Source organism: Actinophytocola sp., from assembly GCF_036402745.1.
Classification (GTDB): domain Bacteria; phylum Actinomycetota; class Actinomycetes; order Mycobacteriales; family Pseudonocardiaceae; genus Actinophytocola.
In genome coordinates, this window is sequence record NZ_DASWSJ010000344.1 from 1 (window position 1) to 15,097 (window position 15,097).

General features: G+C 71.8%; 13 protein-coding genes and 2 pseudogenes. 9 read left to right on the forward strand and 6 right to left on the reverse strand.

Annotated features, from left to right (window positions below):
* Positions 1-421 precede the first annotated feature (421 nt).
* The 4 genes and pseudogenes from VGD70_RS31210 to VGD70_RS31220 all read right to left on the reverse strand — a co-directional run bounded on the left by VGD70_RS31210 (position 422) and on the right by VGD70_RS31220 (position 2,638).
* The gene (locus VGD70_RS31210) at positions 422-658 is read right to left on the reverse strand and encodes a hypothetical protein (RefSeq protein WP_331087704.1); all 237 of its coding nucleotides are present in this window, start codon (positions 656-658) and stop codon (positions 422-424) included.
* A gap of 184 nt (positions 659-842) precedes the next feature.
* A pseudogene (locus VGD70_RS37015) lies at positions 843-923 on the reverse strand (hypothetical protein); the annotation flags it as partial.
* Positions 917-1,225: a hypothetical protein gene (locus tag VGD70_RS31215; RefSeq protein ID WP_331087705.1), complete on the reverse strand. Its 309-nt coding sequence runs from the start codon at positions 1,223-1,225 to the stop codon at positions 917-919. The pseudogene VGD70_RS37015 and the gene VGD70_RS31215, both read right to left, overlap by 7 nt.
* A 180-nt stretch (positions 1,226-1,405) precedes the next feature.
* Positions 1,406-2,638, reverse strand: coding sequence for an ROK family transcriptional regulator (locus VGD70_RS31220; protein WP_331087707.1), 1,233 nt, complete (start codon positions 2,636-2,638; stop codon positions 1,406-1,408).
* A 79-nt stretch (positions 2,639-2,717) separates the two neighbouring features.
* Here VGD70_RS31220 and VGD70_RS31225 point away from each other — a divergent pair, with 79 nt between their 5' ends.
* The 9 genes from VGD70_RS31225 (at position 2,718) to VGD70_RS31265 (ending at position 13,044) form a co-directional block, all read left to right on the forward strand.
* Positions 2,718-3,695: an ROK family protein gene (locus VGD70_RS31225; protein WP_331087709.1), complete on the forward strand. Its 978-nt coding sequence runs from the start codon at positions 2,718-2,720 to the stop codon at positions 3,693-3,695.
* Complete coding sequence (locus VGD70_RS31230) at positions 3,692-4,717, forward strand: SIS domain-containing protein (RefSeq protein WP_331087712.1); 1,026 nt, start codon at positions 3,692-3,694, stop codon at positions 4,715-4,717. The genes VGD70_RS31225 and VGD70_RS31230 overlap by 4 nt, the downstream gene beginning before the upstream one ends.
* A 58-nt stretch (positions 4,718-4,775) precedes the next feature.
* On the forward strand, positions 4,776-5,921 hold the full coding sequence (locus tag VGD70_RS31235) for a substrate-binding domain-containing protein (RefSeq protein ID WP_331087714.1): 1,146 nt from the start codon (positions 4,776-4,778) through the stop codon (positions 5,919-5,921).
* Positions 5,922-5,961: 40 nt separating this feature from the next.
* Positions 5,962-6,951 carry an ABC transporter permease gene (locus VGD70_RS31240; RefSeq protein WP_297491627.1) on the forward strand — a complete coding sequence of 330 codons (990 nt, stop codon included), beginning with the start codon at positions 5,962-5,964 and terminating at the stop codon, positions 6,949-6,951.
* A 19-nt stretch (positions 6,952-6,970) separates the two neighbouring features.
* Positions 6,971-8,161, forward strand: coding sequence for an alanine racemase (locus VGD70_RS31245; RefSeq protein WP_331087717.1), 1,191 nt, complete (start codon positions 6,971-6,973; stop codon positions 8,159-8,161).
* Between the two features lie 40 nt (positions 8,162-8,201).
* Positions 8,202-8,954 carry an ATP-binding cassette domain-containing protein gene (locus VGD70_RS31250; protein ID WP_297491630.1) on the forward strand — a complete coding sequence of 251 codons (753 nt, stop codon included), beginning with the start codon at positions 8,202-8,204 and terminating at the stop codon, positions 8,952-8,954.
* Between the two features lie 41 nt (positions 8,955-8,995).
* A complete protein-coding gene (locus tag VGD70_RS31255) occupies positions 8,996-10,435 on the forward strand; it encodes an APC family permease (RefSeq protein ID WP_331087720.1) in 1,440 nt (479 codons plus the stop codon).
* Positions 10,436-10,480: 45 nt separating this feature from the next.
* Positions 10,481-11,554 carry a hypothetical protein gene (locus tag VGD70_RS31260; protein WP_331087722.1) on the forward strand — a complete coding sequence of 358 codons (1,074 nt, stop codon included), beginning with the start codon at positions 10,481-10,483 and terminating at the stop codon, positions 11,552-11,554.
* Positions 11,555-11,859: 305 nt separating this feature from the next.
* Complete coding sequence (locus VGD70_RS31265) at positions 11,860-13,044, forward strand: acyl-CoA dehydrogenase family protein (RefSeq protein WP_331087724.1); 1,185 nt, start codon at positions 11,860-11,862, stop codon at positions 13,042-13,044.
* Between the two features lie 138 nt (positions 13,045-13,182).
* Here VGD70_RS31265 and VGD70_RS31270 read toward each other — a convergent pair whose 3' ends face one another.
* The gene (locus VGD70_RS31270) at positions 13,183-14,667 is read right to left on the reverse strand and encodes a helix-turn-helix domain-containing protein (protein ID WP_331087726.1); all 1,485 of its coding nucleotides are present in this window, start codon (positions 14,665-14,667) and stop codon (positions 13,183-13,185) included.
* Positions 14,664-15,097, reverse strand: a pseudogene (locus tag VGD70_RS31275) (DUF917 domain-containing protein); the annotation flags it as partial. The pseudogene VGD70_RS31275 and the gene VGD70_RS31270, both read right to left, overlap by 4 nt.

Consider the following 15,097-nt stretch of genomic DNA (forward strand, 5'->3'; position numbering starts at 1 on the left):
TCAGCGGCAGGTAGGAGAGCACCGGCGCGTCGGCCTGCGGGTCGAGACGAGCGTGTCCGGCAAAGTGACGGTGCAACGAAACGCGCAACCGAGGTAGTGGAGGAGGCCGCGGGCTGAACGGGTAAGGATGGCGGCTCCAACTCCTCAGGTCGTGAACGACGCGTGGGTCCTTTCATGGGGCGAAACTCGGTCGTATGGTGCGGTCTGGGCTACTCATGTGACCCACGGTGTGAACAAGAGCGCTGGTAGAGGCTGTTTCCTGCGGGTCGCGGCCGCCTTTTAATCCGCGGGTTCGGGGTTCGATCCCCCGGGGGCCCACCAGGCTTGACCAGCGCAGACGTCTCTGAAGCCGTCATGGACCGGCCTCGTGGGATCAAACGGGGTGCGAGTGGGGGATCAAGGCAGCGGCGTGTTCCTGCTCCTATCGGGCTACGCGGTGGATGACGAGCCGGGTTGCATCGGTGACCAGGTCGGGCTCGTGCCACTGGACGTAGTGGTCACTGCCGGTGGCGACGATCTGCGGGGTGTTCGGCTGTAGCCGTACCAGGGCGGTTTCGGCTGACTCGTACAGCCGGTTGATCTCCTCCCGGGACGCCCCGGGCGGCGGTGGCAGGGCGGTCTGGAACGGCTCGGTCCTGGTGAGCACAACGGCCGGCATCGGGCGCAGCGGAGCGGCGGCATCGACCTGCGCGACGCTGCATCGACCTGCGCGACGCTGCATCGATCTTCTCGGCCTCGGGACGGTCGAGCGGCGTGCCCGGCGCCGCCTGCAGGAACTCCCGGTAGGGCGGCCATTTCGCGCCGAACACGTCCGGGAGGGTGGCGCTGATGGCGTCGACGAACACGATGCCGCGCACCTCGTCGGGGTAGGTCCGGGCGTAGAGGCGGGCGAACAACCCGCCGAGCGAGTGCGCGGTCAGCACGTACGGGCCGGCACATCGGCCGCGGCCAGCAGCGCATGCAGCTCGGCGACCACGTCGGCGGCGGTGCGCGGCTGCGCGACCGGGGTGCTGCGGTCGATCAGGACGGCGCTGCCGAGGGTGTAGAGCACCGTGCCGGGGCGGTCGAAGGTGCACACCCGGTGGCCGGTGGCCAGGGCCTGGGGCACCGGCGGGCCGATCGCCGGCGGGGTGATCAGTTCACTGATGTCCCAGGCGTCCCCGGCGTCGTGGTAGCCGGAGGTCAACAACACCGTCGGCCGGCCGGGGGCGAGCGGCCGTTGCACTCCAGGTGGACCTGCCGCCCCCCGACGTCGAACCCGGGAGGCGAGGTTCGTCCGAGGTCAAGGCCAGGTTGACAGCCCGCTGTAATCCGCTCGCAGGAGGCGTCGGCGTCGTCCGGGCTTCTGCCGATCTGCCCCGGGCGAAGAACCGCAGCTCGGCTCAACCTGCTGCAATCAGGCGGTTCAGCCGGACGCCGCGCCGCGTTCGGCGAAGACGGTCTCCCGCGCGAGGATCGTGCCTCGGGCGATCGCACCCCGCACGACCGCCTCCTCGCCGAGTTCACCGCCGACCAGGGTCGGCCGCATCGGGGTGACCTCGGGCAGAGCCGCAGTGATCGCGGGCTCGAGCAGATCGAGGTTCTGGCCCACGCGGCCACCGAGCACGATCAGCTCCGGGTCGAGAAGGGCGGCGATTCCGGCTACGGCGAGCGCCAGCTGCCGGCCTTCCTCCGCGACCGCCTCGAGGGCCCTCGGATCCCCGTGGTGGGCGAGCTCGAACACCCGCTCGGCGGTGAGGCGACCGGTGAGTCCGGCCTGCTCGGCGTACCGGACCACGGCGTCGGCGGCCACGGCCTCCTCCAGCATGCCCCGCGCGGCCCGCCCGGCCCGGGCGGTGGACGACCGCTCTCCTATCGGCAGGTACCCGACCTCGCCCGCCGCGCCCGTGAAGCCGCGATAGACCCGGCCGTTGAGCACGAGACCCACGCCGACGCCGCTGCCGATCGTCAGATACGCGAAGTCCCTCAGCCCGCGCGCGGCGCCGTAGCTCAACTCCGCCAGCGCGGCGAGGTTCGCGTCGTTGTCGACGGACATGGCCGGGCCGATGCGGTCCGCCAGCGCCTGCGCGAGACCGGCCTGGTGCCAGCCGGGCAGGTTCGCCGCGTAGCGCACACCGCCGCGGCGCGGGTCGAGGACACCGGGCGACCCGATGGCGGTGTGGGTGACCGATCCCGCCGCGAGACCGGCCCTCTCGGTCGCCTCCTCGAGTGACCGGGCGGTGAGCTCGACCAACGCGGCGGCGCTCTTCGCGGTGTTGCGCACGGACAGCTGGGAAAGGGTGTCGCCGAGCAGATCGGCCACACACAGGTGCAGCCAGCCACGGCCGATGTCGATGCCGGCGACACTGCCGGCGGCCGGGTTGGCCGAGTACAGCTTGGCAGGGCGCCCGAGCTGCCGACCTCCACCGGCGCCGGCCGTGACGAGCCCGGCCCGCTCCAGGTCGTCGAGGGCAGCGATCACCGTGGGCTGGGACAGGCCGGCGGCGCGCGCCAACTGGGGCCGGGTGGCCGGGCCGGCGGTGAACAACCGGTCGAGGAGGAGTCGCTGGTTCATCTCCCGCAGCAGCGACGGTGCCGCCCCGGCCGTCAGCGGGGCGACGGGCCCGTCCTGCTCGAACTCGCTCGAGGACCGTGCCATCCACCCATCCTAAGGACTGTTGAAAAAGTGGCGGGGAGGCCCTTGACGCGTAAGTAACCTTTATTAAAGACTCCCAACTATGTGCGGGGAACGGGTTCGCATCGAGCCGTCGGACGGCGCGGCCGTCATGGGGATCGACATCGGTGGCACCAAGATCGAGGTCGCCCTGGCCGCACCGGACGGCGAGATCCTCGGCCGGGCCCGCCTGGAGACCCGCGCACAGGAAGGTCCCGGGCCTGCGCTGGAGCGGGTGGCCGGCATGGTCGTCGCGCTGCACCGACGCCACGGCGCCGACCGCCGGATCGTTGCGCTCGGCGCCGTCTGCCCGGGGGTGGTGCAGCCGGACCGCATCCTGCTCGCGCCGAACCTGCCGGGGTGGGAGGAGACCGACCTCGCCGCGCAGCTGCGATCGGCGACCGGCGTCGCCACCGTCGCCGTCACGAACGACGTGCGGGCCGGCGCGTTGGCCGAGGTCCGCCTCGGCGCGCTCCGGGGGTGCCGTTCCGGCCTCTACGTCAATCTCGGCACCGGGATCGCCGCGGCTCTGGTCGTGGACGGCCGCGTCGCGGAGGGCGCCCACCACGCGGCGGGCGAGATCGGCTACGTCCGGCCGTCCGGCGCGCTCGGGGCCTGGGCCGTGACCGGGTACCCACACCTGGAGTCCGCCGTGGGGGGCAACGCGCTCGCCGAGCGGGCCGCGAACGTCCTGGGTGAGTCGCTGAGCACGGCGCAGCTGTTCGGGCGCGCCGATCCGGTGTCCGCCCACCTCGTCCACCAGGCCCTGGGCGCGCTCGGCACGGCTCTGGTGAACCTCGCGGTCTTCGCCGATCCCGATCGGGTCGTCATCGGCGGAGGGTTCACCGCGTCGGCCGACGTCGTCCTGCCGGTACTCGACGCGTACCTGCGCACCGGCGTCCCGTTCCCTCCCGAGGTGGTCGTGGGGGACTTCGACCGGGATGCCTCGCTGCACGGGGCGATCGCCCTGGCGCTCGACACGCTCGGTCCGCCGGACGGTGGGCCGTTGCTCGACCTGTGTACGGAAGGGGCCACCCGATGAGCGAGCTCGGGATCCGGATGGCGGCGGAGATGGCCGAACAACCCGCCGTGCTGGCCGCTCTGGCGGACCGATTCGACGACATCGCAGGACAGGTCGCGGCCCTGGTCTCCGGGCCGGTGGCCGGCGTGGCCTTCCTGGCCCGCGGGTCCTCGGACAACGCGGCACTGCTCGGTCGCTACGCCGTGGAGTTGTCCTCGGGGCTGCCGACCTGCCTGGTCGCGCCCAGCGTGATGACCGCCTACGACCGCACCCCGCAAGGCTTCGCCGGGTGGGTCGTGGTGGCGCTGTCGCAGTCCGGGCGCACGCCGGAGATCGTCGACCTGGCCAACCGGTTCAGTGCCGTGGGCGCCACCGTGGTGGCGATCACCAACGACGAGCACTCCGACCTGGCAGGGGTGGCCCGGCTGACCGTGGGCCTGCGGGCCGGGCGTGAGGTCGCGGTTCCCGCCACCAAGACGGTCACCGCCCAGATGCTGGCCACGCTCGCCGTGACCGCCGGCCTCGGTGGCACACCGCTCGTCCCGCACCTGGCCGAGTTGCCGGCCCGGGTGGCGGGCGTACTCGGCGACGCCGCCGCGGTGGAGGCGGCGGCGGAACGGCTCGCCCCGCACCGGCGGTTGGCCGTCGTGGCGCGCGGGCTGTGCTACCCGGCGGCCCTGGAGACCGCCCTCAAGCTGCAGGAGACCACCGGGGCCATGGCGCAGGGCTTCTCGACCGCAGACTTCCGGCACGGGCCGATCGCGGTCTGCGGACCGGACGCCCCGGCGCTGCTGATGGGCGGCACCGGTCCCGCCGACAGCGACACCCGCCGGCTGCGGTCCGAGCTGGACCAGCGGGGAGCGCCGAGCGTGCTGGCCGGGTCGGCCGCGGGCGACGACGTCCCATGGCCGGCCGCCGACGGCGCGAGCGACTGCCTTCTCGCCGTCGTCCGCGGGCAACAGCTCGCTCTCGCTGTCTGCCGTCGACGCGGCATCGACCCCGACCAGCCCGCCGGGCTGAACAAGGTCACCCTCACCCGCTGAACCGCGACGTCCCGGCAGGCCCGGCCCGCCGACCCCACCGACGAACGGAAGGACGATCATGAAGTCGACACTCGTGCGTTGCGCGGTGGCCGCGGTAGGCCTCGGACTCGCGCTCACGGCCTGCAGCACCGGCGCCGGCTCCGGCGGCAGCTCCTCGTCGAACGGCGTCGCCTCCGCCCCGGCAGGCAGCTCGGTCATCGACAAGATGCTCACCGGTACCACCGGCCCGAACGGGGAGACCCCGACGCCGCTCACCGACCTGACGTTCAGCGAGGACGACCTCGCGAAGCTCAAGACCGGCCGCTACACCGCCGCCCAGCTGTGGCACACGTCCTCGCAGCTGGTCACCGCGGTGCAGAACGGGGCCGAGGCCGAGTTCGCCCGTCTCGGTATCGACGTCGTCGCCACCGCCAACGCGAACATGGATGCCGGCACCCAGGCCAACCAGGTGCAGACCGCCATGACGAAGAAGCCGGACGTCATCCTCGGCCTGCCGGTCGACCCCACTTCGTCAGCGGCGGCGTTCCAGCCCGCGGTGGACGCCGGCACGCGGTTGGTGTTCATGTCCAACGTGCCGGCGGGCTATGCCTACGGCAAGCAGTACTCGTCGATCGTCACCGACGACCTCTACGCCATGGGCAAGCGGGCTGCCGAGGCGCTCGGCACCGCCGTCGGCGGCAAGGGTGAGGTCGGCATCCTCTACTACGACGCCCAGTACTACGTCACCAACCAGCGCGACGCGGCGTTCCGGACGACCCTGATGAAGGAGTTCCCGGACATCAAGATCGTGGCGGAGCAGGGATTCTCGGATCCGAACAACGCGACGGGCATCGCGAGCGCCATGTTGACCCAGCACCCCGATCTCGCCGGCATCTATGCCAGTTGGGCGCAGCCGGCCGAGGGCGTGCTCTCGGCCCTGCGGACGGTCGGCAACACCACGGCGAAGGTGGTGACCCTCGACCTGGACGACCCGATCATGGTCGACATGGCCACCGGCGGGTCCACCGTCGCCGTCATCGCGGACGAGGCCTGGAATCTCGGCAAGGGGATGGCCGACGCGGCCGCCTACTCGCTGCTGGGCAAGCAGGCTCCGGCGTTCGCCGTGGCCGGAGCGCTCACGATCACCAAGGACAACATCGTCGAGGGCTACCAGCAGTCGCTGCACTCCGACGTCCCCACCGCGGTCCGCCAGGTCCTGAAGTAGGCCGCAGGCCCCGCCCGGGTTGCTCAGCAGAGAGGACACCGTGACCACCACGACCAGCGCGAGGACGATCGCCCCGTCGTCCGGGCCGCTCGCCCGTCTGCGTCGCGCCGAACCCAGCAGCTACATCGTCTACGTCGGCTTCGTGCTCATCGCGGTCGTCATGAGCATCGTGTTGCACGACGACGGGTTCCTGACCCGGCAGAACCTGATCAACATCCTGTTGCAGACCGCGCCCATCACCGTCATGGCGGTGGGCACGGTGTTCGTGCTGAGCCTCGGGGAGATCGACCTGTCCATCGGGGCGGTGGTCGCGCTGTCGGCGATCATGGCTGCGGTGCAGCTGCGCGACCACGGACTGGTGGCCGGCATCGTTGCCGGTCTGGCCACGGGTCTGGTCGTCGGTGTGGTGAACGGGCTGCTGGTGACCAAGCTGCGGCTGCCGTCGTTCCTGGTGACGCTCGGGATGATGGGCCTGTGCGCCGGGCTGAGCCAGCGCATCACCCGGCTGCAGGCGGTCCCTTCCACCGATGTGGCCTTCAACGGGCTGTTCGGCTCGGGCAGCCTGGCCGGGATCTCGACGCTGATCCTCTGGTCGGCGGTGTTCGTGCTGCTCGGTCACTTCGTCTACCGCCACACCCGGCTCGGCGCGCACGTGCTCGCCGCCGGAGACAACGTCCGGGCCGCCCGGGTGAGCGGCATCAAGGTCGACCGGATCAAGATCGGCGTGCTGGCGGTCAGCGGGTTGTCCGCCGCGGTGGCCGGACTCCTGTACACCGGGCGCCTGCACGGGGCGACCTACACCCTGGGCAGCTCCGACCTGCTCACCGTCATCGCCGCGGTGGTGATCGGCGGGACGCGGTTGTTCGGTGGTCGAGGCACGGTCGTCGGAGCGTTGATCGGCTCGCTGATCCTGGGGATGCTCAACAACGGGCTGATCCTGGCCGGACTCTCCGACTCGGAGCAGCAGGTCGCGCGCGGTCTGATCATCCTCGTCGCCGTGGCTCTCACGTTGCGTGAAGACAAGTCCTGACCCGGAACGGAACAGACGCATGTTTCTCGACCTCCTGAGGCGCCGGAACCCGGCTCTCGTCGACGCCGCGATCGCGGCGCACCAGAGCGGTGAGCTCCCGGCCAACACGTTCGCCATCGACCTCGACGCGGTGACCGCGAACGCCGCGGCCATCTCCGCCGAGGCGGCTCGGCTCGGCCTCACGCCCTTGGCCATGACCAAGCAGATGGGCCGCAATCCCGACTACTGCCGCGCGATCATGGCCGGCGGGATCGCGGCGAGCGTGGCCGTCGACACGGAGTGCGCGCGCGCCACCGTCCGGGCGGGTATGCAGCTGGGGCACATCGGCCACCTGGTGCAGGTGCCCCGTGCCGAGGCACGCGCCGCCGCGGACATGCGGCCTGCGAACTGGACGGTGTTCAACGAGGAGAAGGCGCGTGAGGCCGCCGAGGCGTCGGCGGCATCCGGCCGGGAGCAGCCGCTGCTGGCCCGGATCAAGGCGTCGGGTGACGAGTTCTACTCCGGCCACGAGGGCGGGTTCGACGCCGACGACGTGCTCGCCCTCGCCGACGGACTCGACGCCCTCGACTCGGCACGCTTCGCCGGCATCACCACGTTCCCCGCGCTGCTGTTCGACCCGCAGACGCGTGCGGTCCGGGCCACCCGCAACCTCGCCACCCTGGAGGCGGCCGCGAAGCGGCTGACCGACTCCGGCCGGACGGGGGTGCAGATCAACGGGCCCGGCACCACGTCCTCGGCTGCGCTCGTCGCGCTGGCCGGGGCAGGCGTCACCCAGGTCGAGCCGGGGCACGCCCTGACCGGCACCACACCCTGGCACGCGGTCGAGGACCTGCCGGAGCTGCCGGCGGCGTGCTACGTCAGCGAGGTGAGCCACCTGCACGACGGCCGGGCGTACTGCTTCGGCGGCGGCATGTACGTCGACCCGGTGTTCCCGCCCTACCAGGTCCGGGCGGTGGTCGGGCGGGAGCCGGGCGCGACGGCCCTGCTGCCGGCCACGCTGCCGCCGCCGACCGCGATCGACTACTACGGCCAGCTCGACCTCGCCGACGCTCCGACCGTCTCGGTCGGGGACAGCGTGGTGTTCGGTTTCCGGGCGCAGGCCTTCGTCACCCGCGCCTACACCGCCGGCATCGCCGGCATCGCTTCGGGCCGGCCCCGCGTGGCCGGCATCTACTCCGCCGACGGCTCGAAGACGTCGTGGCCCGCCTGAGCCCCGCGGCTCCGCCCACCTCGTCCGGAAGGACAGCCCGATGACCGACACCGTTCCCGCTCTCGCGCTCACCCGCATACGCAAGGAGTTCGGCGGCGTGGTGGCGATCGACGAGTTCAGCCTGACCGTACGACGTGGCGAGGTCGTGGCGCTGGTCGGCGACAACGGAGCGGGCAAGTCCACGCTGATCAAGATCGTGTCCGGCATCCACCAGCCGACGTCGGGAGAGGTCGCGCTCGACGGCGAACCGGTGAAGCTGTCCGACCCCAGCGTGGCCCGCCGCCTCGGTGTCGAGGTCGTGCACCAGGACCTCGCGATCGCCGATCACCAGCCGGTTTTCATGAACATGTTCCTGGGCCGCGAGCTGGTCACCGGGCCGTTCCGCCGGTTGGACAAGAAGCGCATGGCGCGCGAGACGCAGGCGCTGGTCGACGAGCTCGACGTGCGCATCCCCTCCGCGCGTTCGACCATCCGCGACCTGTCCGGCGGCCAGCGCCAGGGCGTGGCGATCAGCCGCGCCACGCACTGGGCGAAGAACCTCGTCCTGATGGACGAGCCGACGGCCGCGCTCGGTGTCGCCGAGACCGCGAAGGTCGAGGAGCTGATCCTGCGCCTGCGGGAGCGCAATCTCGCCGTCCTGTTGGTCAGCCACAACCTCGACCAGGTGATGCGGTTGTCGGATCGGGTCACGGTGCTGCGCCGCGGCGTCCAGATCGGCACGCGGACCACCGCGAGCACGGACAAGAACGTGATCGTCTCGATGATCACCGGTCTGCAGACCGCGGACGCCTGAACCACCGACGGCCCGCAGCACCAGGACGGTAGGAGGACACGATGGCCGGTTCCGCGACCTCGTCGCTCAAGCGGGACACGCTCTCGGTGGGCACGTCGGTGGTCATGTGCATGGCGTTCATGGGGCCGGCGACCAGCGTCGCCTTCAACACGGCCCCGGCGGCCGGTGGAGCGGGCCAGGCACTTCCGTTCGCGCTGCTGCTCGCGCTGGTCGCCTGCCTGCTGGTGGCCAACACGATCGCGGGCTTCGCCCGCAAGCTGCCGACCGCGGGCTTCGCCTACACCTACAACACCCACGGGTTCGGGCCCAGCGGCGGCTTCCTGTCCGGCTGGTTGCTGCTGATCTCCTACGGCATGGTCGGTCCGATGTTGTTCTCGGCCATCGGCGCCTTCGGCTCGGACTTCCTCGCGGCGCAGTTCGGCTGGCACGTCGCGTGGCAGGTCATCACGCTCGTGTTCGTCGCGATCGTGTGGGCGATCAACGCCTCCGGCGTCTCGCACTCGGCGAAGGCGGCGTTGATCTTCCTGGTCATCGAGCTGGGGGTCGTGCTCGGACTGGCATCGACGATCCTCGGCAAGGGTGGTGCCGACGGCGTCACCCTGGCGGCCTTCAACCCCGTGCACTCGCTCCACGGCATCTCCGGCCTCGGCACGGGGATGCTCTGGGGCGTGCTGATGTTCATCGGCTTCGAGTCGGTGGCCACCCTGGGCGAGGAGGCGAAGAACGCCCGGCGCACCGTGCCGCTGGCGTTGTTCAGCGCGGTCATCGTCATCGGGCTGTTCTACGTCTACACCGCGTTCGCCTCGTCCAGCGGTTTCGCGAACGGAACGCAGTTCGCGGCGGACCCGAGCCCGTGGACCGCTCTCGCGCAGAAGTTCTGGGGCGGCACGGCCGTGCTCACGTTGACCGTGATGGCGAGCCAGTTCGCGAACGTGATCTCGGGTTCGAACGCCATCGTGCGCGTGATCTTCGCCATGGGCCGGGAGGGGATCCTGCCGCGCGCGCTCGGCCGCACCGGCTCCCGGAACACGCCGGCCGTCGCGCTCGGTGCCTACATGGCGTTCTCGGTGTTGTTCGCGTTGCTGGTCGGGCTGAAGTACGGCCCGTACGGCGTGTACGCCTTCGCGGGGACCGTGCTCGGCCTCGGCATGGTGTTCATCTACATCGTCATCAGCATCGGCGTGATCCGCTTCTACTGGCGCCGTCACCGGGCCGAGTTCTCCGTGATGCGCCACGGCGTCCTGCCCGTGCTCACCGCCCTGATCATGCTGCTCCCCGTCTACGGCCAGCTGAACCCGGCGCCGGCCTACCCGAACAACCTGGCGATCTGGTTGCTCGTCGGGTGGATGGTGGTCGGCGCTGTGTACCTGGGGTACCTGCACCGCCGCCGTCCCGCGCTGATCGGAGCCATGGGGAAGGCGTTCGAGGACTCCGCCGCACCCGCCTCGGCCCGACCCGAGGGCGCCACCCCCGCCGCCTGACCCCGCGCTTCCGCCACCGGGCCACCACCGAGGAGACACCACCACATGAGCGTCGTGCAGACCGTGCTCGGTCCGGTCCCGACCGAGGAGCTCGGCCGGATCATGCATCACGAGCACCTGCTGTCGCTGGTCCCGGGACCGTGGCTCTCCGGTGGCCGGCCGGACGCGCGAGTGCCGGTCACCGGCCTGAAGCCGGACCCGAACGAGGTGCGGTACGCCGACGACCAGGTACGGCACGCGGTGACGGCGCTTTGCGGGCTCGCCGCACTGGGCATCGGAACGGTCGTCGACCTCAGCCCGTACGGCGTGGTCGGGCGCGACGCGGTCGGCGCGAATGCCGGCCTGCTGCAGCGCATCTCGCGCGAGTCCGGTGTGCACGTCGTGGCCGGTACCTCCGTGTACCTGGAGGCGTACAGCCCTCGTTGGACGGTCGAAGCCGACCTGCGGCAGATGACCGAGCGCTTCGTCGCCGACGCTGCGCAGGGCATCGGCACGAGCGGGGTGCGGGCCGGCGTCTTCGGGGAACAGGCCACCAGCCTGAACCGGATCACCGCGCACGAGGAGAAATGCCTGCGGGCCGCGGCTCGGGCCCAACGAGAGACCGGCCTGGGCCTGACGACACACACGACGCACGGGACGATGGCGTTGGAACAGCTGGAGATCCTTCGCCAGGAGGGCGCGGACCTCGACCATGTCGTGATCGGCCACATGGACACCCACGCCGACCTGGACTACGTCCGGCAGGTGGCCCGCACCGGCGTGCACATCGCCTTCGACACCGTCGGCAAGCAGAACTGGGACTTCGTCCTCGAGCCGGAGCCGCACGACCGGCCGGACGGCGAGACCATGAAGCAGGCCTACCACCGGTCCGACATCACGCGCGCGACGCGACTCGCCGCCCTGGTCGCCGAGGGATTCGAGGACCAGATCCTGCTCGCGCAGGACCTCACCGGCGCCGAGGTCTGGATGAACCCCACCACCCACGGCCAGTGGGGCTACAGCTACCTGGGTGCATCGTTCAGCACCCTGCTGCTCGAGCACGGGGTCACCGAGAAGCAGATCGAGAAGATGCTGCTGGACAACCCGGCCCGGCTGCTGGAGACCACCGCACGACCTTGACGGCGCACTGCACGATCCGGGTGCCACCGACCGAGGTCCACCCCGCGCCGGGTCTCGCGCCGGTCCTCACGACAGCCCCGGAGACGGCGGTGAGGTCGGCGGCCCCAGTTCGCTTCTATCGGCAGAACACCGATACGCACATCTACGCAGAGCGCGTTGACGGGCGATGCGAGGAGCTGGACCCTGGCACGTCTCATCCCGGCTGGCTGGCCGGCTCGTGTTCGCTGCAGCGCGTTCGCCGCTCGTGCTCGGCGCGAGTGGAGCCACCGCCCCGGGCCGCACCGAGATCGCGGGGAGTTGCCGCCATGGACACCGCCACGGACGTCGAGACCCTGCACCGGGGCGTCGAGAAGATCGAGCCCGTCCTGCGGGAGAACGGGCTGGTGGCCGAGCAGATCCGCCGGCTCCCGGACGCCTCGGTGAACGCGATGCGCGAAGCCGGGCTCTACCGGATGTGGACCCCGAAGGACCTCGGCGGGCTCGAGATCGACCCGGTGAGCGGCGTCGACCTCTTCGAGAAGATCGCCCGCATCGATGCCGCCGCCGGGTGGAACCTCTACATGTCGGTGACGCCGTCGGTGTTCGGGATGTGGCTGTCCGACGACGGCGCCCGCGAGGTGTTCGCGGGCGAGCCGACGCTGGCCGGGGCCCTCTTCCCGCCCGCGTCTGCCGTCCCGGCCGAGGGCGGGTACCGCGTCAGCGGGCGCGTCCCGTTCGTCAGCGGCTGCCACGCCGCCACCTGGTTGATCCTCGCCGCCGTCGTGATCGAGGACGGCGAACCGAAGCGCACGGCGGACGGCGTTCCCGTCTCCCTGCTCGCCTTCGTCCCGCACGCCGACGCGGGGATCATCGACAACTGGGACACGCTGGGCATGCGCGGGACCGGCAGCCACGACGTCGAGGTCACCGACCTGTTCGTCCCCGAGAACCGAGCCCCGGTCTTCGCACCGTTCGCCGACGACCCGCCGGGATCGGCGTTCCAGGGTCCGCTCTACCGGATGGTCTTCTGGGAGGCCACGTCGGGCCTGGCCTCGATCGCCCTGGGGATCGCCCGGGCCGCCATCGAAGACGTCGTGCAGCTGGCGAGGGTGAAGACCCCGGCCTACACCGGCATCCCGCTACGGGAGCGCCCGGCCGCCCAGTCGCAGATCGCCCAGGCCGAAGGGCACCGGGCCGCGGCGTGGGCCTACCTGCGGGAGACGCTCGCCGCGGCCTACGCGACCTGCGAGACCGGGCGCATCCTCACCGCCGACCAGCGCCGCGACCTCCAGCTCGCGTCCTGCCACGCCGTCCAGGCCGCCGCGACCGCGGTGCGGCTGGTCCACGAGGTGGCGGGATCCTCGGCGATCCGCAACTCTCAGCCGTTCGCCGCCCACTTCCGCAACGTTCACACCGTCACCCAGCACGCCTTCAGCTCGGCAGGTCGGTACCAATCCGTCGGTCAGCTCATGCTCGGGCTCACGCCGGAATGGCCGTTCTTCGCCTTCTAGCGGCCGGGGCGGGTAGCGACGAGCCGTGACGAAACGGCCGGCGGCCGTGGCCGCGAGGTCGTCCAGGTCGAGCCGAGGCGGGACGGCGCCCGCGGCCGGGCCCGATGCTCTTCTCGGCTGAGCCGATGCCGGTCGCTGCTAGTGGTTCTTGTGGTTCGCGGTCAGCGTGGTCCTGCACGCCAGATGCAGAGCCAGACGCTCGTCCGGCTCGGTGAGATTCACATGCAACAGTTCCTGGATGCGCGTCATCCGCGCGGCGACCGTGTTGCGGTGCACGCCCAGGACCGCGGCCGTCTCCGCCAGCGACGACTCGGCGTCGAGGTAGGCCGACAGGGTCCGCAGGAGGTCACCCGGCTGCCCGTCCAGGGGCACCAGCAGTGAGCGCGCGGCGGGCTGGAACGTGTCGGTGCGGGTCCAGGCGAGCAGCAGTTGGGCCAGTCCCAGCCGGTCGATGTGCACGAAGTACCCGCTGGCGCTGCGGGTCACGGCGAGGCGTGCGGCGTCGGTCGCCTCACCGAGGGTGCGAGAGATGCCGGACGGGCCGTCGTGCGCCCGGCCCACGCCGACGGCGAGGCGGACGGTCGCCGACAGTTCGCGCTGCGCCCGGCGCACCGCGGCGGCATGCGCTTCCACGTCCGCGGGCGCAGGCTCCTCGGCCGAGGTGGTCCAGGCGGACCACCCCTCGCCGTGCTCCACGACCGCCGGGGAGAGCCCCTGTTCCGCCAGCGCGGCGACGACCTCGGCGCGCAGCGCCGCCGTGTCGACATCGCTGCCGGCGTCGAGGCGGATACCGATGTGCCAGCCGTCGAGCCGCCATCCTGCGTCCAGCGAACGCCGTCGGGTCCCCGTGGACAGCTCGCCCGCCGGGTGCAGGAGCTCCCCGAGCAGCGAGGCGCGGGCACGCGCATCGCGCTCGACCGAGAGGCGCCGCGCGGCGAGCCGCTGCGCCACCCCGGCGGTGGCGACGAGCAGCGCACCGGCCAGCGCCTCGGCTTCGGCGGGCAGCCGGTGGGGCAGCAGCACCGCCAGCCGGATCGGGGAGCCCTGCTCCGTCGTCACCCGCTCGGTGACCAGCTCGGCGGACGCGGCCACCTCGTCGCCGGCGACGACGCCGCCGCTCGCGTCCAGCAGCGCGGTCGGGCGGCGGAACAGGGCACGCAGCGCGCCCAACAGGTCGTCGACGAGCGGCCCCGCGCGGCGGCAGACCTCGGCGGTGCGCAACACGAGGTCCGCTTTGAGGCTGTCTCCCTCCGCGATGAACGAACGCAGCGACAACGCAGCGTCCAGCGGCGACGCGCTGCCCAGCACCGGCAGGTCCAGCCGCTGCGCCAGGGCCACGCTGCCCTGCAACAACGGCTCGACCCCCGGCAGCAGCACCGCGCCGGCGCCCGCGGCCTCGGCCCGATGCAGCAGGGTGTCCAGCCGCCAGTCGGTTCGGCCGGCGGACAGCACGACCGCGAGCAGCCGCCCGTCGAGGCCGGTGGGCCGGCCGGTCAGGTCCGGCACGACCGCGATGCCGGTCACCGGGTGTTCGTTCGCCGCGCCGGCCGCCAGGAGAGAGACGGTGCCCGTCCACTCCGGATGGTCGAGCATCGCCGCGAGCGGGACACCGCGCACGGTCACGCCGGCTCCAGCAACACGGGCGGGCAGTCCAGCCCGAACGCGGCGGGCCCGACCGCGGCCAGCCGATCCTCGCGGCGCCACCACGAGGGCCCGGGGAGCACGACCACGAACACCTCGTCCCCGACCCGCAGCCGTTCGACCGACAGCGGTCGCGCGGTCTGGCGGTCCAGCACGCACAGCAGGTCCGGGGTGGTGGCCACGACCTCGCCGTCGATCATCGCCAGGAGGTACTCGTTCTCGGTCTCCAGGCGCAGCACCTCGCCGCTCTGCCCGATGACCGTGACGCTGCCCCGGCCGAAGGTCGACGCCGGACCGTGCCGGTCGATCTCGAGGACCCGGCCGTCGCCGAGCGTCCGGCCTCCGAGCGTGTGTGCCACCTCCGCCGACGAGGGCGGCCGCCGCAGCGACGCGTGGGCCTGCCCGAGCCGCA